This is a genomic window from Kitasatospora sp. NPDC001547 (assembly GCF_042894165.1).
Taxonomy (GTDB): Bacteria; Actinomycetota; Actinomycetes; order Streptomycetales; family Streptomycetaceae; genus Kitasatospora.
This window is the reverse complement of the sequence record NZ_JBIAVL010000024.1, coordinates 1-18,160: the sequence shown is the minus strand read 5'-3', so window position 1 is coordinate 18,160 and position 18,160 is coordinate 1. Positions and strand designations below refer to the sequence as shown.

Below are 18,160 nucleotides of genomic sequence, written 5' to 3'. Positions count from 1 at the left end.
TCACCGCCGGGAGGCGTTCAGCGCACGCTCAGCGCAGGTAGGCGACCCGCCAGACCGCGAGCGCGCAGGCGGCCACCGCGATCAGGGTGTAGACCACGATCGCCTTCCAGCCGGCCCGCTTGCCGGAGCCCCGGCGCGGCAGCCCCGGCCACTTGTAGCCGGCGTGCCGGGCGGCCATCGCGCCCCAGCCGACCGAGGCGGCGGTGAACAGCAGCCCGAGCATCCCGACCATGGTGGCGCGCGCCCCGGCCGAGCCGAAGGCGAGCGGGAAGGCGAACATCAGCGAGCCGAGGGTGCCCAGCAGGGCGATCGGCAGCGTCTGCCACCAGCGCAGCCGGCGCAGCGGGCGGATCTCCCGCTCGTGCACCGCGGCGTCGGGCGGGGTGCGGGTGTCCAGGGCGGGCACCGCGACCGCGTAGGAGGTCGGCGCCTCCAGGCCGGTCAGCACGGGGAGGTCGCCCATCGTCGACTCGTCGAACTCCTCGGCCGGGGCGGTGACGCTTCCGCTCTGGCCGGATTCGGGGCCGGTACCCGTCGACACACGGCCTCCCCTGACAGTTCGACACGAGCGGACTCGCGGCCGGGCACGGTCGGCCCGTCCGGCCGACCCCTACGGCATCGATGATGGCATGTCCAGGGAGGCGTTCCGGGCCTGACCGGGGTCGACGGGTGATCCGTGGCCATCACGTGATCGGGCCGTGACCGTCGGTTCGTCCTGCACGGTCGCCTGCGCGCGCAGGTGCACCGCCGGATTGGCCGGAAACCCTTCCTACGCGGCCGGAACTCCCTGACGGCCGATCAGCTCGAGGGACCGTTCCAGCAGCTCGACGGGGTCGGTTCCGGCAGGCCGGGAGAGCCAGTTGATCCGGTCGTCGCGGCGGAACCAGGACTCCTGACGGCGGGCGAAGCGCTTGGTGGCCCGGACGGTCTCGGCCCGCGCCTCCTCCTCGGTGCACCCGCCGGCGAAGTGGTCGAGCAGTTGCTGGTAGCCGAGCGCCCGGGAGGCGGTCCGCCCCTCCCGCAGCCCGGCCTTCTCCAGTTCCCGCACCTCGTCCGGCAGTCCGGCCTCCCACATCCGGTCGACCCGCAGCGCGATCCGCTCGTCCAGTTCGGGCCGCGGCACGGCGACGCCGATCTGCACCGCCTCGTAGACGGCGGTGTTGCTCGGCAGGTTGGCGGTGAACGGCTGCCCGGTGATCTCGATGACCTCCAGGGCGCGGACGATCCGCCGGCCGTTGGTGGTGAGGATCGCCTCCGCGGCGGCCGGGTCCAGCTCGGCCAGCCGCCGGTGCAGCGCGTACGGGCCGGCCTGCTCCAGCTCGGCCTCCAGCCGGGCCCGCACCGCCGGGTCGGTGCCCGGGAACTCCATCTCGTCGATCGCCGCCCGGACGTACAGCCCGGAGCCGCCGACCAGGACGGGAGGGCGGCCGGCGGCGAGCAGCCGGTCGATCTCGGCCCGGGCCAGCCGCTGGTACTCGGCGACGCTGGCGGCCTCGGTGACGTCCCAGATGTCCAGCAGGTGGTGCGGCACTCCCCCGCGCTCGGCCATGGTGAGCTTGGCGGTGCCGATGTCCATGCCCCGGTACAGCTGCATCGAGTCGGTGTTGATCACCTCGCCGTCGAGGCTGCGGGCGATGGCGACGGCCAGGTCGGACTTGCCCGCGGCGGTCGCGCCGACGACGCAGATCACACGGGGAGGGGCGACACGCGGGGTACTGGAGCTGCTCACCGCTCCAGTCTCGCACCGGCCCGGTCCGGGAGGGCCCGGGCCGGTGCGGACCGGGCTGCCACCGGCCCGCTGCTGCGCGACGATATGACTGTTTCCTGGATGTTTTCCGGACATTTCTCCGATCGGGTCCGGTTTGCGAACGCTTCGCCGGGCACGGTCGTTGTCCGGGGGACAGCGGATGAAGGAGATCGCCATGGGTCTGATGGACAACCTCAAGGGCAAGGCCGAGGAGCTCAAGGGCAAGGCCGGCGAGTTCGCCGGCAAGCACAGCGACCAGATCGAGAAGGTCGTGGACAAGGCCGGCGGCGCGATCGACAAGGCGACCAAGGGCAAGTACAGCGACAAGATCGAGCACGGCGCCGGCAAGGCCAAGGACGCGGTCGACGACTTCGCCCACAAGCCGAAGCCGGGCGACGAGGGTCAGCCGCCCCCGCGCTCCTGAAGCCCTAGGACCAGGACGCCACGAAGTACCCGACCCCGTACGGCGCGTCCTGGTAGCCCAGCCGTCCGGTGAGGCCGGCGCCCTCCGCGGCGCCGGCCAGCACCTGCCAGGGCGCCCGGCCGTCGGCCTTGAGCTCGGCGGCCAGGCCCGGGTCCAGAGCGGCCAGGGCGGGCAGGTCGGCCGTGCCCAGGGCGGCGGCCAGGGCGGTGTCGTAGCCCTCGGCCCGCTCGTCCAGGTAGCCGGGCGACTTCACCGTGCGGCAGGCGCTGCCGTCGCCGAGCACCAGCAGCGCGACCCGGTCGGCCAGACCGGCCAGGCCCTGGCCGAGGCCGAGCATCCGGTCGGCGGGGGCGTCGGCGGGCACCGCGCAGGCGTGCGTCGGCAGCGTCACCCCGGCGCGCTCCAGCAGCCAGGCGCCGACGGTCAGCGAGGGGGCCAGCTCCGGCCCCTCGACCCGGCCGCCGGGCAGTTTGGCGACCAGCGGCACCCCGTAGCGGTGGAAGGAGCCGGCCCCGCCCTCGGTCCACACCTCGGCCGCCGGCCCGGTGCCGACCACCACGACCAGCTGCGGTCCGGCCGCGACCAGCGCCGCCAGGGCGTCGTCGCAGGCCGCGCGCAGGCCGTCCAGCTCGGGCGCGGCCCCGGCGGCGACCTCGGGGACGAGCAGGGGCGGACAGGGGCACACGGCGGCGGCTACCAGCATGTGGATCACTCTAGCCAACGACGGCGGCCCGGCCCGCTGTTCGCCCGCCCGCCCCCGAACCGAAGCGGCGCGGCCCGGACCGCCCGGGCCGCCGTCACGGGCGGTGGGTCAGTCGCCGCAGCAGGCCCCGCCCGCCGGCACGGCCTGCGGCAGCTCCGCCGGGGCGCCGATCTTCGGCAGGCCGAGCATCACGCCGGCCGGCTTGGCGGCGGCCGCGGCCTGGCGCTTCTCCCAGGCGTCGCCGGCCCGGGTGCGGCGCACCGCGAGCGCCGGGCCCTCGGCGAGCAGGTGGTGCGGGGCGGCGTAGGTGATCTCGACGGTCACCATGTCGCCCGGCCGCACCGGCTCCTCGGGCTTGCTGAAGTGCACCAGCCGGTTGTCGGGCGCCCGGCCCGAGAGGCGCTGGGTCCGGTCGTCCTTCTTGCCCTCGCCCTCGGCGACCAGGATCTCCAGGGTCCGGCCGACCTGCTTCTTGTTCTCCTCCCAGGAGATCTCCTCCTGGAGGGCGATCAGCCGGTCGTAGCGGGCCTGCACGACCGCCTTCGGCACCTGGTCCGCCATCTCCGCGGCGGGGGTGCCGGGGCGCTTGGAGTACTGGAAGGTGAAGGCGTTGGTGAAGCGGGCCTCGCGGACGACGTGCATCGTCTCCTCGAAGTCCTCCTCGGTCTCGCCGGGGAAGCCGACGATGATGTCGGTGGAGATGGCCGCGTCCGGCATCGCCTCGCGGACCTTGCGGATGATCCCGAGGAAACGCTCCTGCCGGTAGGAGCGGCGCATCGCCTTGAGCACCCGGTCCGAGCCGGACTGCAGCGGCATGTGCAGCTGGTGCATCACGCTCGGGGTCTCGGCCATCGCGGCGATCACGTCGTCGGTGAAGTCGCGCGGGTGCGGCGAGGTGAAGCGGATCCGCTCCAGGCCCTCGACCTGGCCGGCCGCGCGCAGCAGCTTGGAGAAGGCCTCGCGGTCGCCCAGGTCGGAGCCGTAGGCGTTGACGTTCTGGCCGAGCAGGGTCACCTCGATGACGCCCTCGTCCACCAGCGCCTCGATCTCGGCGAGGACGTCGCCGGGGCGGCGGTCCTCCTCCTTGCCGCGCAGCGCGGGGACGATGCAGAAGGTGCAGGTGTTGTTGCAGCCGACCGAGATGGCGACCCAGGCGGCGTAGGCGGACTCGCGGCGGGTCGGCAGGGTGGAGGGGAAGGTCTCCAGCGACTCCAGGATCTCGACCTGGGCCTCGCGCTCGACCGCGGCCCGCTCCAGCAGCGCCGGCAGGTGGCCGATGTTGTGGGTGCCGAAGACCACGTCCACCCAGGGGGCGCGCTTGACGATCGTCTCCCGGTCCTTCTGGGCCAGGCAGCCGCCGACGGCGATCTGCATGCCCTTGTGGCGGGTCTTGACCGGCGCGAGCTGGCCGAGGTTGCCGTACAGCTTGTTGTCGGCGTTCTCGCGCACCGCGCAGGTGTTGAACACCACCAGGTCCGGGTCGCCCTCGGGCCCGGCCTTGACGTACCCCGCGTCCTCCAGCAGGCCGGACAGCCGCTCGGAGTCGTGGACGTTCATCTGGCAGCCGTGCGTGACGACCTTGTAGCTCTTCAATCCGCTCTCACCGCTCACCAGACCAGGGTACGGGCAGTGGCGAAGCGCTTTTCCCGGAGCTTCCACCCCCCGTTCCACTCCCGTTCCGCCGGAGCGCCTGGCAGTATCCCTGCCATGGCCCCCACCACCCCGTCCCGTCTCGGCGCCGCCGTCCGCACCGCGGCCCGCAGCCCGTTGTGGCGGACGGTGCTGGTGGTGGTGCTGCTGGTGGCCGGTTTCGGCGGCTGGTGGCTGTCGGCGGGCCGCTCGCCCGGGTACCCGCGCGGCGAGGTCCGCTTCGCCACCGGGGTGCAGCGCGGCGTCTACGACCGGTACGGGCAGCTGCTCCAGGGCCACGTCTCCCGGGCGATGCCGGGCGTGCGGCTGGCCCTGGACAACTCCGAGGGCTCGATCGACAACCTCGCCCGGGTGATCGACGGCCGGGACACCTTCGCGATAGCGACCGCCGACGCGGTGGCCGACTACCACGGCGCCGGCAAGGAGAAGCTGCGGGCGATCGCCCGGCTGTACGACGACTACCTGCAGCTGGTCGTCCCGGCCGCCTCTCCGGTGCGCCGCACCGCCGACCTCAAGGGCCTGAAGGTCGGTGTCGGGCTGCCGCAGTCCGGGGTGAACCTGGTGACCAAGCGGCTGCTGTCCGCCGCCGGGCTGGACCCCGACCACGACATCGTCCCGGTGCCGAAGGGGATCGGCGAGGCCGCCGACGACCTGCGCGCGGGCAGGCTGGACGCGTTCTTCTGGTCCGGCGGCCTGCCCACCAGCGCACTCACCGACCTCTCCGAGCACGTCCGGATCCGGATCGTTCCGCTGAGCGACCTCTCCGAGGCCCTGCACCTGGCCGAGGGCGGCGGCACCGACGCCTACCGGGCGGCCACCATGCCCAAGGGCACCTATCCCAACGCCGAGCCGAAGGACGCCGTCGCCACGGTGGCCGTGCCCAACCTGCTGATCACCCGGGACGACGCGGACCCGCGCCTGGTCGAGGGGATGACCCGCGCGGTGATCGACAGCCGGGACCAGATCGGCGCCCAGGTGCACGCCGCCCAGCTGGTCGACCTGCGCACCGCCGTCTACACCGACCCGCTGCCGCTGCACACCGGCGCGGCGCGCTACTACCGCTCCGTGAAGCCGTAGCGGCCGGTCCTCGGAACCCCGACCGCGGGCCGGCGCCGGCGCGCGCCTCCGCGGGCGGACGCCGGTGCACGCGCCCCGGCGGCTACTTCTCCGGCCGCGGCACCGCCAGCGTCACCGCGAGCCCGGTCGGCTTGACCGGCGCGAAGCCGAGCGAGCCGCCGCCGGCCGCCAGCAGGGTGCGGGCGATGGACAGCCCCAACCCCGACCCGTCCACGTTCTGGTGCCGCGGGCTGCGCCAGAACCGGTCCCCGGCCCGGGACAGCTCGTCCTCGGTGAGGCCGGGCCCGGCGTCGGTGACGGTCACCGCGACCTCGTCCCGGCGCACCGCGACCCGCAGCCGCACCTCGCTGCCGGACGGGCCGAACTTGAGCGCGTTGTCCAGCACGGCGTCCAGGGCCGAGCCGAAGCCGATCGGGTCGGCCATCCCGATCGCCAGCGCCGGGCCCTCCCAGCGCAGCGCGATGCCGCGCTGCTCGGCCACCGGCCGCCAGGCGTCCACCCGGGCCAGGGTGAGCTCGGCGAGGTCGGTGCGCTCGGGTTCGGGGCGGGCGTGCTCGGCGGTGGCCAGCCCAAGCAGGTCGTCCAGCACCCGGGCCAGCCGGACGCCCTCCTCCCGGACGCCGCTGAGCTCCTCCTCGTGGCCCTCGGGCAGTTCCAGGCCGAGCACCTCGACCCGCAGCAGCAGCGCCGACAGCGGGTTGCGCAGCTGGTGCGAGGCGTCCGCGACGAACGCCTTCTGCTGGTCCATGGCGAGCACCACGTGGTCCGCCATCTCGTTGAACGAGCGGGCCAGCCGCTGGAGTTCGGGCGGCCCGCCGCCGGGGGCGACCCGGGCGGCCATCCGGCCGGTGGCGATGTCGTGGGTGGCCCGGTCCAGGGTGCGCACCGGGCGCAGCACCCACTCGGTGAGCCGGACGGCGAGCAGCACGGCGACGATCATCGCGGCGGCCTCGCCCGCGCCGATCACCAGCCACTTGCGCAGCATCCGGGCGCGCAGCGCCTCGGTCGGGGACTCGCTCAGCACCACCGCGACCACGTCGCCGTCGCGCACCACCGGGGCGGCGACGGTGATCGTCCGGTCCGGCGTCCACGGCCAGACCTGCGGCGGGTTGTGGCTGCGCCGCCCGTCCAGCGCCTCCTGGAAGGCCTGGGCGCCCCAGCCGCCGGAGGGCACCCGCCAGTCGGCCGGGGCGGCGGCGATCGCCTGGCCGTCGCGCTGGAAGATGCCCAGGCGCACGCCGTACAGGTCGTGGTAGCGGCGGACCTCGGCGTTGATCGCGCGCTGCCGGCTGAGGTCGCCCGGGGCGGGTTCCGGGTCGCCCTTGCGGGCCGAGTCGGCGGCGCCGGAGGTGGGCAGGTCCTGGGCGAGGCGGGCGGCGTCGTCGAGCCGGTCGACGACCACCTTGGTCTGCTCGGCCGCCGCGACCGCCGCCGCGAGCGGCAGCCCCAGGGCGGCCAGGACGCAGAGCATGAGGGCGATCAGGATGCCGAGCAGGCGGGTGCGCACGTGCGGTCAGTGCTCCGCGGGGGCGGGCGGGGCCGGTTCGGTCGCGGCGGGGGCCGGACGGTCGGGGATCAGCCGGTAGCCGACCCCGCGCACGGCCTCGACCAGGCCGGGCAGCGCCAGCTTGTTGCGCAGCGAGCCGATGTGCACCTCCAGGGTGCGCCCGTTGCCCTCCCAGCCGCTGCGCCAGACCTCGCTGAAGATCTGCTCGCGCCGGTAGACCACGCCCGGGCTCTGGGCGAGCAGCGCGAGCAGGTCGAACTCCTTGCGGGTGAGCGGCACGTCGCGGCCGTCCACGCTGACCCGGCGGCGCTCCCGGTCGATCCGGATGCCGCGGGACTCCAGCGGGCCGCGCTGCTGCGGGACGGTGTCGGGCGCGGGCACCGCCACCGCGGAGGGGGCGGCGCCGCGGCGGGCCACGGCGTGGATGCGGGCGAGCAGCTCGCCCATGTCGTACGGCTTGGTGACGTAGTCGTCGGCGCCCAGGTTGAGGCCGTGGATCCGGGAGCGGACGTCGGCGCGGGCGGTGACCATGATCACCGGAACGCCGCTGCCGGCCCTGATCCGGCTGCACACCTCGAAGCCGTCGCGGTCGGGCAGCCCGAGGTCGAGCAGCACCACGCGGTAGGGCTCGTTGCCGTCCGGCACCAGGGCGTCCAGCGCCTCGTGCCCGCTGCGGGCGTGCCGGACCTGGAAGCCGTGCCGGCCCAGCACCGCGACCAGCGCGGCGGCCACGCGTTCGTCGTCCTCGACGAGTAGCAGTCGCATCCTGTTCTCCTCCTTCCCCCACCTGATCACCGGTGATCACCGGGCCGATCGGTCAGGTCCCGGTCCTGCGCAGTATGGGCCAGGGAACGGCCCGGCGCCAGGCTCGACCGCGCTCCGGGCTCCTGGGGGACGGGGAGCACCGGCGCGGATTCCCGCTGTGACATGCCCCTCCGGCGCCCTCGCGAACAGCACGTAGGCACCGTGTGGCCGTTTCGTGATCCTCAAGTTCCGCTCAGATCGGCTGACGGCGCGCGGTCGCGGCTCCTAAGGTCGGCCCACCGGGGGCTGCGGCTCCGCCGGCCGCGGCTCCCGGATTCGTACCACCATTGCCTCCCAAGGGAGTTGAGACTTCTCGGGCAGGCTTGATTCGACGACAGCAGGGAGCAGGCGCGATGACCGAGAGCCCGGTCGAGGACTCCACCCCCGCAGCCGCCCCACTGGTCGTGCTGAGCAACGTCAACAAGCACTACGGCGCGCTGCACGTGCTGCAGGACATCGACCTCGAGATCGCCCAGGGCGAGGTGGTCGTGCTGATCGGCCCGTCCGGGTCGGGCAAGTCGACGCTCTGCCGGACGATCAACCGGCTGGAGGCGATCGACTCCGGCACGATCACCATCGACGGCCGGCCGCTGCCCGACGAGGGCAAGGAGCTGGCCCGGCTGCGCGCCGAGGTCGGCATGGTGTTCCAGAGCTTCAACCTGTTCGCGCACAAGACCGTGCTGGAGAACGTGGTCATCGGCCAGGTGAAGGTGCGCAAGGTGCCCCGCCCGCAGGCTGAGAAGACCGCCCGGGAGCTGCTGGAGCGGGTCGGCGTCGGCGCGCAGGCGGACAAGTTCCCGGCCCAGCTCTCCGGCGGTCAGCAGCAGCGCGTGGCGATCGCCCGGGCGCTGGCGATGAAGCCCAAGGTGATGCTCTTCGACGAGCCCACCTCGGCGCTGGACCCCGAGATGGTCAACGAGGTACTGGAGGTCATGCGCCAGCTGGCCGCGGACGGCATGACGATGGTCGTGGTCACCCACGAGATGGGCTTCGCCCGCTCCGCCGCCAACCGGGTGCTGTTCATGGCCGACGGGAAGATCGTCGAGCAGAACACCCCGGACGCCTTCTTCACCGCGCCGCGCTCCGACCGCGCCAAGGACTTCCTCTCGAAGATCCTCCACCACTGACGCTTCGAGACCAGCGGGGCCGCCGCCGGCAACGGCGCCGGCCGGCCCCGTCCGTGCACGCCTTCCAGACTCCAGAGCCCGGTTGACACCGCGGCCCACCCCCAGGAGAACCCTCATGAGGACGTCCCGCACCCTCGCCGTCGCGCTCTGTGCCGTCGCGCTCACCGCCACCGCCGCCTGCGGCAAGGACGGCACCCCCGGCTCCACCGCCGCCAGCAGCGGCGCCAACGCCCCCGCGCTGCCGACCTACGCGGTCAAGACCGACGTCAAGGTCGACTCCCCGGTCCTCGCCGAGGCCAAGAAGCGCGGCCAGCTGATCATCGGCGCCAAGGCCGACCAGCCGAACCTGGGCTGGGAGGACGTCGCCAGCGGCGACCGCAGCGGCTTCGACATCGAGATCGCCAAGATGATCGCCGCCGACCTCGGCTTCACCCCGCAGCAGATCAAGTGGCAGACCCTGGTCTCCTCGCAGCGCGAGCCGGCCATCGCCAAGGGCCAGATCGACTTCTACGTCGGCACCTACAGCATCAACGACGAGCGCAAGAAGTCCGTCTCGTTCGCCGGCCCGTACTACATCGCCGGCCAGGACCTGCTGGTGAAGGCCGACAACAGCTCGATCACCGGCGCGGAGAGCACCAGCGGCAAGAACGTCTGCACCGCCACCGGCTCGACCTCGATCAAGAACATCCAGCAGTACAACCCGAAGGTCACGCAGTTCGACACCTACTCGGCCTGCGTCGAGAAGCTGATGTCCGGCGAGGTCGACGCCGTCACCACCGACGACGCCATCCTCAAGGGCTACGCCTCCAAGTACGCCCCCAAGCTCAAGGTGGTCGGCAAGCCGTTCACCAAGGAGAACTACGGCGTCGGCCTCAACAAGGACGACAAGGCGCTGCGCGACGCGATCAGCGACGCCCTCAAGGCCCACGAGGACAACGGCGACTGGAAGAAGGCCTACGACGCGACCCTGGGCGCCTCCGGCTCCCCCGCGCCGGACGTCCCGGCCCTCGAGCGCTACTGATCCACCCGCCGTACGTCGGTTTCCCGACCATGAACTGAGAGGAGGGCCGCCGGATGGGGTTCCTGTTCGAGGAGGACAACTTCGGGTTGTTCCGCGACGGCTTCCTACAGACGATCGAGGTGAGCGCGCTCAGCGCTCTGCTCGCCCTGCTGCTGGGCACCCTGCTGGCGGCCTTCCGGGTCTCCCCGGTGCCGGTCCTGCGCGCCTTCGGCACCACCTGGGTGACGCTCTTCCGCAACACCCCGCTGACCCTGCTGTTCTTCGCCGTCACCTTCGGCCTGCCGCCGCTGGGCGTGCACTTCAGCCACCTGGTGTTCGCGGTGCTGGCACTCGGCGGGTACACCGCCTCGTTCGTCTGCGAGGTGATCCGCTCCGGCATCAACACCGTGCCGCTCGGCCAGGCGGAGGCCGCCCGCAGCCTCGGCATGACGTTCGGCCAGACCCTCACCCTGGTCGTCCTGCCGCAGGCCGCCCGGACCGTCCTGGGCCCGATGAGCAGCGTGTTCATCGCCCTGCCCAGGAACTCCGCGATCGCCGGCGCGTTCAGCGTCTCCGAGCTGTACAGCGCCCAGCAGACCTTCTCCGAGCGCGGCTACTCGATCTTCGCCATCTTCTTCTGGGTGGCCTGCGCCTACCTGCTGATCAGCACGACGGTCGCCACGTTCTTCCGCTTCCTGGAATCCCGACTGGCGGTGGCCCGATGAGCATCTTCCAGCGCCAGGCATCGGCCAGCGTCCTCTACGACACCCCCGGCCCGCGGGCCCGCACCCGGTACCGCGCCTTCGGCGTCCTCTCGGTGCTCGCCATCGGCGGCCTCCTCTGGTACGTCTTCAGCGCACTGAACGACAACGGCCAGTTCGACGCCGGCCTCTGGGACGCCTTCCAGTACACCTTCGTCCAGCAGCAGATCGTGGACGGCCTGGTCTCCACCCTGGAGGCCTTCGGCCTGGCCGCGCTGTTCTCGCTGGCCCTGGGCTCGCTGCTGGCGGCCGGTCAGCTCTCCGACCACCGGCCGGTCCGCTGGGCCTGCACGGCCTTCACCCAGTTCTTCCGGGCGATGCCGCTGCTGATCCTGATCGTCGGGCTCTACTACGCGTTCTTCGCGCAGCAGCCGATGTGGGCGCTGGTGCTCGGCCTCACCCTCTACAACGGGGCGGTCCAGGCCGAGATCATCCGCAGCGGCGTCAACGCCGTCCCGCGCGGCCAGGGCGAGGCGGCCTACGGGCTCGGCATGCGCAAGACCCAGGTGATGACGTCGATCCTGGTGCCGCAGGCCGTCCGCTCGATGCTGCCCTCGATGATCGGCCAGCTGGTCGTCACCCTCAAGGACACCTCGCTCGGCTTCGTCATCACCTACCACGAGCTGCTGTTCGTCGGGAAGAAGCTCGCCAGCCAGCCGCTCAACGCCGCGGGCTTCCCCTACATCCCCGTGGTACTGGTGATCGGCCCGATCTACATCGCGATGTGCCTGTTGCTGACCGCGCTCGCACGCTGGATCGAAGCACGCGGCCGTCGCGGCGCGAACCGGCGCACTTCGGCTTCTGCTTGACGGACACGCAGGCGAACTGTTGCATTGCTCTTCGTGACACCTCCCGGGAGCATCCACGCGGCATATGCGGCAGCGGTAACTGACGCCGGCCGATCGGCCGGTTCGTGCCCGGAGGTTCCCTCATGGACCCGGTGATCGTGGTCGGGGCCGGACCGGTCGGTCTGGCCCTGGCCCTCACCCTCGCCCGGCACGAGGTGCCCACCATCGTCCTGGACGAGGGCTCCGGGCTCTGCCCCGAGGGCCCGCGCAGCCTGGTGCTCGGCGCCGACACCGCCGCCTTCCTGACCCGGATCGGCTACCCGCGGGCCGTATCGGACTCCGCGCTGTGGGACTCCTTCGCCATCTGGCGCCGCCGCCAGGAGGTGCTGCGGATCGACCTCACCGACTCGCCCACCTTCCACCTGCCCCAGCACCGCCTCCAGCGCGGGCTGCGGGACGCCCTGACCGGGACCCCGCTGATCAGACTCGTCCCGCTCAGCCGGGTCGTCGAGCTCGAACAGGACCGGGACGGCGTCAGCGTCCGCACCACGGGCACCCAGGACGGCTCCACCACCTGGTGGCGCGGCAGCCACCTGGTCGGCTGCGACGGCGCCAGATCCATGGTGCGCAGGCTCCTGAAGATCCGTTTCCCCGGCCGCCCGGCGGTCGACCGCAACGCCATCGCCACCGTCCGGGTCGACCTGCCCTTCGACGGCGCCCGGCTGCACCGCGAGCCCCCGTGGCGGGGCGACCGCGAGGCCTCCGCCCGACCGCTGCCGGACGGCGTCTGGCGGCTCGACTGGCGGCTGCCCCCCGGCCGGCCCGCCGCCACCGAGACTGTCGACCCGCACGCCACCTGGCCCGGCATCGTCACCGGCGACACCCTGCTCACCCGGGTCACCTCCACCCTCACCGGCTGGTGCGGCGAGCTGCCCCGCTTCGAACTGCTGGCCGCCGCCGACCACACCGCGCAGCAGCGGCTCGCCGCCCGCTTCCGGGTCGGCCGCTGCTTCCTGGCCGGCGACGCCGCCCACCTGCACGGCGCGCTCGGCATGCAGAACCTCACGGACGGGCTGCGCGACGCCGACAACCTCGCCTGGCGGCTGGCCCTCGCCTGGCACCTCCACTCCGGCGGACCGCAGCCCGGCGGTTCGCTGCTGGACGGCTACGAGGCCGAACGGCGCGGGGCGGTCGGCGCCCGGCTGCGCGCGGTCGACCAGTCCATGCCGCTGCTGCGCCCGCTGCGCGGCTGGCAGCAGACCCGGCGCTCCCTGCTGGCCGGCGGCTTCCGCAAGCACGCCCCGCTGCTCGCCGACGGCCAGCTCGGCACCGGCCGGTTCGGCGGCGCCCCCGCCTACCCGGCGGCGCCCTCGGGCGTGCCCGGCCGGGTCCCGGTGCAGCGCGGCGCGCGCGGCACCACCTCGCTCAGCGAACTGCTGCCCGCCACCGCCCCCGGCGTGCTCGTCCCGGACCTCCCGGTGCTCGCCGACGACGGCACCCCCGACCACCTGCACGCCCGGCTCGGCACCGCCTTCCTGCTGCTGCTGGTCGCCCCCGGCACCGCCGTCTGGTCCTCCGAGCACTGGCTCGGCGCCGGGCTGATGCCCCGCCTCGCCGAGGTCGCCGCCGCACTGCCCGTCCCGGCCGAGGTGCTGGTCACCGAGGAGTACCCGGGCGCCGGGCCGCACACCGTCCTGCTGATCCGCCCGGACGGCCACCTGGTCGGCGTCACCCAGGGCGCCGTCGCCGAGGACCTGCTCGCCCTCGCCGACCGCGCCCGCGGCGGCCCGGCCACGCTCACCCCGGCCCCCGACCCGGCCGAGCAGCCCGCTCCCCAGCAGGTGGACACCCCCAGCCAGGGCGTCTCCTGAAGCTTGTTCCAGAAGGTCTGGTGCGGGGCTCAGCCCAGGACGCCTACAGAACGGCCACTACTCCCGACCCGACGGTTCGCTCCGCTCCTCCTCCAGCGCGCTGCGCACCACCCGGAACGCCAGCCCCTCGGAGTAGCCGCGCCGGGCCAGCATCCCGACCAACCGCCGGGTGCGCACCTGGGTGTCCAGCCCCCGGGTGGACCGCAGCTTGCGCTCGACCAGTGCGCGGGCCGCGTCCGTCTCGTCGTCGTGGTCGAGTCGGGCGACGGCCTGCTCGACCAGGTCGGCGGCGACGCCCTTGGTGCGCAGCTCCTGGGCCAGCGCCCGCCGGGACAGGCCCCGGACGGCGTGCCGGGACTCCACCCAGGCCGCGGCGAAGGCCGCGTCGTCGATCAGCCCGACCTCTTCGAGCCGGGTGAGCACCTCGTCGGCGACCTCGTCCGGGATCTCCCGCTTGCACAGGGCGTCGGCGAGCTGCTTGCGGGACTTGGCGGCACCGGTCAGCAGCCGCAGGCAGATGTCCCGGGCACGGGTCTCCGGATCGACCGACTCCTCGGCCTGCCTCCGGGAGGTACGGGCGGAGCCCTCCTCCCCGGACGGCCCGGCGGATCGGCCCCGACGCGTGCCCCGACGGGGGCCCGAGGCGGGCGCACCCCCGTGACCGGCCGCGCCGCCCCCGGCTCGGCCGCTCTCGGCCTCCGCCGCGGTCGGAGCGGGCCGGGCGGCCTCGAAGCCCTCGGCCGCCACGGCCGAGCGGCGCCGGCGACGGCCGGTGGGCAGTTCGGAGGCGGAGACCAGACCGAGCTCCTCGATCGAGGCCTCCGCCGGCCCCGGCCCGGGCGCCGCGCCGCGCACCGCCCGGGCCGGAGCCAGGTCGAACTCCGGCTCGGGGCCGGATGCCCACTGCGTGGTGGACCGGCGGCCGCGCCGGGAGCGCGTTCCCCGGGACCGCTCGGCCACCGGTTCGGGTTCGGGCTCATCCGCGACCGCGGCGAACCAGTCCGGCGGCCCGTAGTCGTCGTCCTCCGGGCCCGCCGGGCCGCCGCCCACCGTGTCGTGCTGCGTCAACGGCTCAGGCCTTGGCCGCCGCCGTCTTCTTCGCCGCGGCCGTCTTGGTGGCGGTCGCGGTGATCGGCTTGGCGGCGGCACCGTCGGTAGCGGCGACCGCGGCCTCGGCGCCGCCCTCGGCCGGCTCCTCCACCTTCGGGCCGATGCCCAGCTTGCCCTTGATCTTCCGCTCGATCTCGTCGGCGAGCTGTGGGTTGTCCCGCAGGAAGTTGCGGGCGTTCTCCTTGCCCTGGCCCAGCTGGTCGCCCTCGTAGGTGTACCAGGCACCCGACTTGCGGATGAAGCCGTGCTCCACGCCCATGTCGATCAGGCCGCCCTCGCGGCTGATGCCCACGCCGTAGAGGATGTCGAACTCGGCCTGCTTGAACGGCGCGGCGACCTTGTTCTTGACCACCTTGACGCGGGTGCGGTTGCCGACCGCCTCGGTGCCGTCCTTCAGGGTCTCGATCCGGCGGATGTCGAGCCGGACCGAGGCGTAGAACTTCAGCGCCCGGCCACCGGTCGTGGTCTCCGGCGAACCGAACATCACGCCGATCTTCTCGCGCAGCTGGTTGATGAAGATCGCGGTGGTGTTCGACTGGTTCAGCGCACCGGCGATCTTGCGCAGCGCCTGGCTCATCAGTCGGGCCTGCAGACCGACGTGCGAGTCACCCATCTCGCCCTCGATCTCGGCGCGCGGGACGAGCGCCGCGACCGAGTCGATGATCACCAGGTCGATCGCGCCGGAGCGGATCAGCATGTCGGTGATCTCCAGGGCCTGCTCACCGGTGTCCGGCTGGCTGACCAGCAGGGCGTCGGTGTCCACGCCGAGCTTCTTGGCGTACTCCGGGTCGAGCGCGTGCTCCGCGTCGACGAACGCGACCGTGCCGCCGGCCTTCTGGGCGTTGGCGGCCAGGTGCAGGGTCAGGGTCGTCTTGCCGGAGGACTCGGGGCCGTAGATCTCGATCACCCGGCCGCGCGGGATGCCGCCGACCCCGAGGGCGACGTCCAGGGCGGTGGACCCGGTGGAGATCACCTCGACCGGCTCGTTGGCCTTCTCGCCGAGGCGCATCACCGAGCCCTTGCCGAACTGCCGCTCGATCTGGGCGAGAGCGGTCTCTAGTGCCTTCTCGCGGTCCGTACCTGCCATGGCTTTTTCCCTCGGGTTCTGTGCTGTGCGCTTCATCGTCCTCGACGCTAGCGCGTCCCACTGACAAACGAGCCCGACCGGGCTCAGCCTGTGGAAAACTCTTGGCCGGAGAGTACAAAGAACATCTGTTCGATTCAAGCGTCGCACGTCCGCACGGTGCCGCCCCCGAGGAATCCCCGGGGGCGGCGGCCCGGGTCACTCCCCGCGCCTTCCCCCGTCCCCGCCGACCATCCGGCGCAGCCGCCGGGCCGCCTCCCGGCGCAGCTCCCTACGGGCCCGCCGCTGCTCGCCCCGGTCGATCCGCGGGTCGGTGGCCACCTCGTACCGCCGCACGTACGTCCCCACGAAGCCCTGGAGCGTCGCCGCCGCCGGGATCGCGATCACCGCGCCCACCGCGCCGAGCAGCGCCGCGCCCGCGATCACCGAGCCGAAGGCCAGCGCCGGGTGCACGTCCACCGTCCGCGCGGTGATCCGCGGCTGCAGCAGGTAGTTCTCGATCTGCTGGTACACCACCACGAAGCCCAGCACCCACAGCGCGTCCACCGGCCGCACCGTCAGCGCCACCAGCACCGGCAGCGCCCCGGCCAGGTAGGTGCCGATGGTCGGCACGAACTGCGACATGACGCCCACCCAGACCGCCAGCGCCGCCGCGTACGGCAGGCCCAGCAGCTGGAACATCACCCAGTGCCCGACGGACGACACCACCGCGAGCAGCGCCCGCGAGTAGAGGTACCCGCCGGTCTTGGCGATCGCGATCTCCCAGGCCCGCAGCACCTCGCCCTGCTTGGCCGGCGGCAGCATCGAACAGACCGTCCGGCGCACCCGGGGGCCCTCGGCGGTGAAGTAGAAGGTGAACAGCCCGACCGTGAAGGCCTGGAAGAGCCCGCCGATCAGGGTGGAGGAGACGCCCCAGACGTTGTCGGCGGCCTGCTGGACGTAGTTCTCGATGGTGCCGGAATCCTTGAGCAACCGATTCTGCAACTCGCCCAGCGAGAGGTCCTGGTGGAAGGTCCGGTTGATCCAGCCGATCAGGTTGTCGACCAGGTGGGGCAGGTCGCCGGCGATCTTCGCCACCTGGTCGACCAGCAGCGTGCCCAGCGCGGCGAGGAAGCCCACCAGCGCGACCAGGACCGCCACGAACACCAGGAAGGTCCCGACCCCCCGGCGCACCCCCCTCGCCGCCATCCGGTCCACGGCCGGCTCCAGCGCCAACGACAGGAAGAACGACACCAGCAGCATCACGAACAGGTCGATCAGCTGCCGGAACGCCCAGTCGGCGAGTTGGAACGCCCCCACCAGCACCAGGAACAGCACCATCGCCCGCGGCAGCCAGCGCGGCATCCCGCCGCCCCACAGCCCCCCGCCCGCCGAAGCGCCGCCGGCACCCCGCTCGTCCGAATCCTTCTGTTCCGCGCTACTTGTCACCCGAACAGTCTGTCCCATGCCCCCGCGAGCCGGCACTCAGCGCAGCACGCCGGAGATCCCCTGGGTGTCACAGACCACGCGCCAGACGTCCTTGGCCTCCCAGCCCGACTCGAGCGCCTGCCGCACCGTCCGCCCGCCCAGCTCGCTCATCACGTGGTCGGTCGCGAACGACTCCGCGTACGCCTCGCCGAAGTGCGCGTACATCCGTCGCCAGAACTCCGTCAGCCTCATGCCCCAAGTATCCCGGACCGGGCCCGCCACTCCCCCGCCGTCACCGCGTACTCGACCTCCCCGTGCTCGCTCCCGGCGATCATCTCCGGGTAGTCCTCGTGGAACGTCCGGACGTACGACAACCCGCTCTTCTCCATCACCCGCCGCGAGCCCGCGTTCACCGCCATCGTGTACGCCACCACCCGCTCCACCCCCGACTCGACGAACCCCCGCCGCACCAGCGCCCGCGCCCCCTCCGTCGCGTACCCGCGCCCCCACCCGGCCCGCCGCAACCGGTACCCGAGCTCGACCTCCCCACGCTCCCCCTCCCGCGTGGGCCGGAACTCGAACCACCCCAGGAACGCCCCGCCCACCCGCTCCTCCGCCGCCCACCAGCCCAGGTCCCCGTACCGCCGGTAGTGCTCCAGGTACTGCGGCAACAGCTCCCCCTCGACCCACTCCCGCGCACTCGGCCTCCCCCCGGTCAGGAACCGCATCACCTCCGGATCCCCGTCCAACTCCACGAGCCGCTCCACGTCCCCCATCGTGAAACGCCGCAACACCAACCGCCCGGTCACCAGGAACACGCCCCCATCACTCATCCCCCGATCCTCACCCCGCCCCCACCACCCCGTCACCCCCATTTCCCACCCCCCACCACCCCCAGCGGGCCCACAGCGCAGAGCCCGCGCGCCCACAACACACCCACCCCCAGCACCCACGCACCCGCCCACCCACGCACCCCCGCACCCCTCCCTCCCTCCCTCCCTCCCTCCCTCCCTCCCCCAGCGAGAGGGACGCGCTGCGGAAGGGGGCGGCGCAGGGGGTGGGTGCGGAGAGGGGCGTGACGGGTGATTTTCAGACTGCCA

The 18,160-nt window shown here is 73.0% G+C and carries 18 protein-coding genes; 7 read left to right on the top strand and 11 right to left on the bottom strand.

Translation table 11 applies throughout. From position 1 onward, the window contains the following. Window positions 1-28: 28 nt before the first annotated feature. Together ACFY0X_RS30790 and miaA are read right to left on the bottom strand one after the other, a co-directional pair. Window positions 29-541 (bottom strand): hypothetical protein, encoded by a 513-nt coding sequence (locus ACFY0X_RS30790; RefSeq protein WP_387759469.1) that lies wholly within the window; start codon window positions 539-541, stop codon window positions 29-31. Window positions 542-769: 228 nt separating this feature from the next. Next, on the bottom strand, window positions 770-1,729 hold the full coding sequence (gene miaA / locus ACFY0X_RS30785; RefSeq protein WP_387759467.1) for a tRNA (adenosine(37)-N6)-dimethylallyltransferase MiaA: 960 nt from the start codon (window positions 1,727-1,729) through the stop codon (window positions 770-772). Window positions 1,730-1,907: 178 nt separating this feature from the next. Here miaA and ACFY0X_RS30780 point away from each other — a divergent pair, with 178 nt between their 5' ends. After that, a complete protein-coding gene (locus ACFY0X_RS30780; protein ID WP_387759465.1) occupies window positions 1,908-2,171 on the top strand; it encodes an antitoxin in 264 nt (87 codons plus the stop codon). A gap of 4 nt (window positions 2,172-2,175) precedes the next feature. Here ACFY0X_RS30780 and ACFY0X_RS30775 read toward each other — a convergent pair whose 3' ends face one another. Together ACFY0X_RS30775 and miaB are read right to left on the bottom strand one after the other, a co-directional pair. Further along, window positions 2,176-2,874: a class III extradiol dioxygenase subunit B-like domain-containing protein gene (locus ACFY0X_RS30775; protein ID WP_387759463.1), complete on the bottom strand. Its 699-nt coding sequence runs from the start codon at window positions 2,872-2,874 to the stop codon at window positions 2,176-2,178. A 108-nt stretch (window positions 2,875-2,982) separates the two neighbouring features. Beyond that, entirely contained in the window at window positions 2,983-4,485 is a 1,503-nt protein-coding gene (miaB, locus tag ACFY0X_RS30770) for a tRNA (N6-isopentenyl adenosine(37)-C2)-methylthiotransferase MiaB (RefSeq protein WP_387759462.1), read from the bottom strand. 96 nt (window positions 4,486-4,581) lie between these two features. On the opposite strand from miaB, the gene ACFY0X_RS30765 reads away from it, so the two are divergent. Further along, window positions 4,582-5,601 carry a TAXI family TRAP transporter solute-binding subunit gene (locus ACFY0X_RS30765; RefSeq protein WP_387759460.1) on the top strand — a complete coding sequence of 340 codons (1,020 nt, stop codon included), beginning with the start codon at window positions 4,582-4,584 and terminating at the stop codon, window positions 5,599-5,601. Between the two features lie 82 nt (window positions 5,602-5,683). Here ACFY0X_RS30765 and ACFY0X_RS30760 read toward each other — a convergent pair whose 3' ends face one another. Then, window positions 5,684-7,108 (bottom strand): sensor histidine kinase, encoded by a 1,425-nt coding sequence (locus tag ACFY0X_RS30760; protein ID WP_387759458.1) that lies wholly within the window; start codon window positions 7,106-7,108, stop codon window positions 5,684-5,686. Between the two features lie 6 nt (window positions 7,109-7,114). Further along, on the bottom strand, window positions 7,115-7,873 hold the full coding sequence (locus ACFY0X_RS30755; protein ID WP_387759456.1) for a response regulator transcription factor: 759 nt from the start codon (window positions 7,871-7,873) through the stop codon (window positions 7,115-7,117). 392 nt (window positions 7,874-8,265) lie between these two features. On the opposite strand from ACFY0X_RS30755, the gene ACFY0X_RS30750 reads away from it, so the two are divergent. The 5 genes from ACFY0X_RS30750 to ACFY0X_RS30730 all read left to right on the top strand — a co-directional run bounded on the left by ACFY0X_RS30750 (window position 8,266) and on the right by ACFY0X_RS30730 (window position 13,459). Next, entirely contained in the window at window positions 8,266-9,039 is a 774-nt protein-coding gene (locus tag ACFY0X_RS30750; protein WP_387759454.1) for an amino acid ABC transporter ATP-binding protein, read from the top strand. Window positions 9,040-9,154: 115 nt separating this feature from the next. Continuing rightward, on the top strand, window positions 9,155-10,060 hold the full coding sequence (locus ACFY0X_RS30745) for a glutamate ABC transporter substrate-binding protein (RefSeq protein WP_387759452.1): 906 nt from the start codon (window positions 9,155-9,157) through the stop codon (window positions 10,058-10,060). 53 nt (window positions 10,061-10,113) lie between these two features. Then, window positions 10,114-10,764, top strand: coding sequence for an amino acid ABC transporter permease (locus ACFY0X_RS30740; protein ID WP_387759450.1), 651 nt, complete (start codon window positions 10,114-10,116; stop codon window positions 10,762-10,764). Beyond that, window positions 10,761-11,609 (top strand): amino acid ABC transporter permease, encoded by an 849-nt coding sequence (locus ACFY0X_RS30735; protein WP_387759448.1) that lies wholly within the window; start codon window positions 10,761-10,763, stop codon window positions 11,607-11,609. The genes ACFY0X_RS30740 and ACFY0X_RS30735 overlap by 4 nt, the downstream gene beginning before the upstream one ends. A gap of 122 nt (window positions 11,610-11,731) precedes the next feature. Beyond that, a complete protein-coding gene (locus tag ACFY0X_RS30730; protein WP_387759446.1) occupies window positions 11,732-13,459 on the top strand; it encodes an FAD-dependent monooxygenase in 1,728 nt (575 codons plus the stop codon). A 57-nt stretch (window positions 13,460-13,516) separates the two neighbouring features. Here the strand turns inward: ACFY0X_RS30730 and ACFY0X_RS30725 are convergent, their stop codons facing one another. From ACFY0X_RS30725 to ACFY0X_RS30705, 5 genes are all read right to left on the bottom strand, one after another. Beyond that, entirely contained in the window at window positions 13,517-14,527 is a 1,011-nt protein-coding gene (locus ACFY0X_RS30725) for a regulatory protein RecX (protein ID WP_387759445.1), read from the bottom strand. Window positions 14,528-14,531: 4 nt separating this feature from the next. Beyond that, window positions 14,532-15,656 carry a recombinase RecA gene (gene recA, locus ACFY0X_RS30720; protein ID WP_387759444.1) on the bottom strand — a complete coding sequence of 375 codons (1,125 nt, stop codon included), beginning with the start codon at window positions 15,654-15,656 and terminating at the stop codon, window positions 14,532-14,534. A gap of 195 nt (window positions 15,657-15,851) precedes the next feature. After that, window positions 15,852-17,081, bottom strand: a complete 1,230-nt coding sequence (locus ACFY0X_RS30715; protein ID WP_387759442.1) for an AI-2E family transporter — start codon at window positions 17,079-17,081, stop codon at window positions 15,852-15,854. 36 nt (window positions 17,082-17,117) lie between these two features. Beyond that, the gene (locus ACFY0X_RS30710) at window positions 17,118-17,312 is read right to left on the bottom strand and encodes a DUF3046 domain-containing protein (protein ID WP_387759440.1); all 195 of its coding nucleotides are present in this window, start codon (window positions 17,310-17,312) and stop codon (window positions 17,118-17,120) included. Continuing rightward, a complete protein-coding gene (locus ACFY0X_RS30705; RefSeq protein WP_387759438.1) occupies window positions 17,309-17,893 on the bottom strand; it encodes a GNAT family N-acetyltransferase in 585 nt (194 codons plus the stop codon). The genes ACFY0X_RS30710 and ACFY0X_RS30705 overlap by 4 nt, the downstream gene beginning before the upstream one ends. Between the last annotated feature and the right edge of the window lie 267 nt (window positions 17,894-18,160).

Excerpts from the sequence above, each read along its gene's own strand:
- ACFY0X_RS30750 (WP_387759454.1), top strand. The coding sequence starts at position 8,266 with ATGACCGAGAGCCCGGTCGAGGACTCCACCCCCGCAGCCGCCCCACTG.
- ACFY0X_RS30745 (WP_387759452.1), top strand. The coding sequence starts at position 9,155 with ATGAGGACGTCCCGCACCCTCGCCGTCGCGCTCTGTGCCGTCGCGCTC.
- ACFY0X_RS30780 (WP_387759465.1), top strand. The coding sequence starts at position 1,908 with ATGAAGGAGATCGCCATGGGTCTGATGGACAACCTCAAGGGCAAGGCC.
- ACFY0X_RS30765 (WP_387759460.1), top strand. The coding sequence starts at position 4,582 with ATGGCCCCCACCACCCCGTCCCGTCTCGGCGCCGCCGTCCGCACCGCG.
- ACFY0X_RS30735 (WP_387759448.1), top strand. The coding sequence starts at position 10,761 with ATGAGCATCTTCCAGCGCCAGGCATCGGCCAGCGTCCTCTACGACACC.
- ACFY0X_RS30710 (WP_387759440.1), bottom strand. The coding sequence starts at position 17,312 with ATGAGGCTGACGGAGTTCTGGCGACGGATGTACGCGCACTTCGGCGAG.
- ACFY0X_RS30755 (WP_387759456.1), bottom strand. The coding sequence starts at position 7,873 with ATGCGACTGCTACTCGTCGAGGACGACGAACGCGTGGCCGCCGCGCTG.
- ACFY0X_RS30705 (WP_387759438.1), bottom strand. The coding sequence starts at position 17,893 with ATGAGTGATGGGGGCGTGTTCCTGGTGACCGGGCGGTTGGTGTTGCGG.
- recA (WP_387759444.1), bottom strand. The coding sequence starts at position 15,656 with ATGGCAGGTACGGACCGCGAGAAGGCACTAGAGACCGCTCTCGCCCAG.
- ACFY0X_RS30775 (WP_387759463.1), bottom strand. The coding sequence starts at position 2,874 with ATGCTGGTAGCCGCCGCCGTGTGCCCCTGTCCGCCCCTGCTCGTCCCC.
- ACFY0X_RS30730 (WP_387759446.1), top strand. The coding sequence starts at position 11,732 with ATGGACCCGGTGATCGTGGTCGGGGCCGGACCGGTCGGTCTGGCCCTG.
- ACFY0X_RS30740 (WP_387759450.1), top strand. The coding sequence starts at position 10,114 with ATGGGGTTCCTGTTCGAGGAGGACAACTTCGGGTTGTTCCGCGACGGC.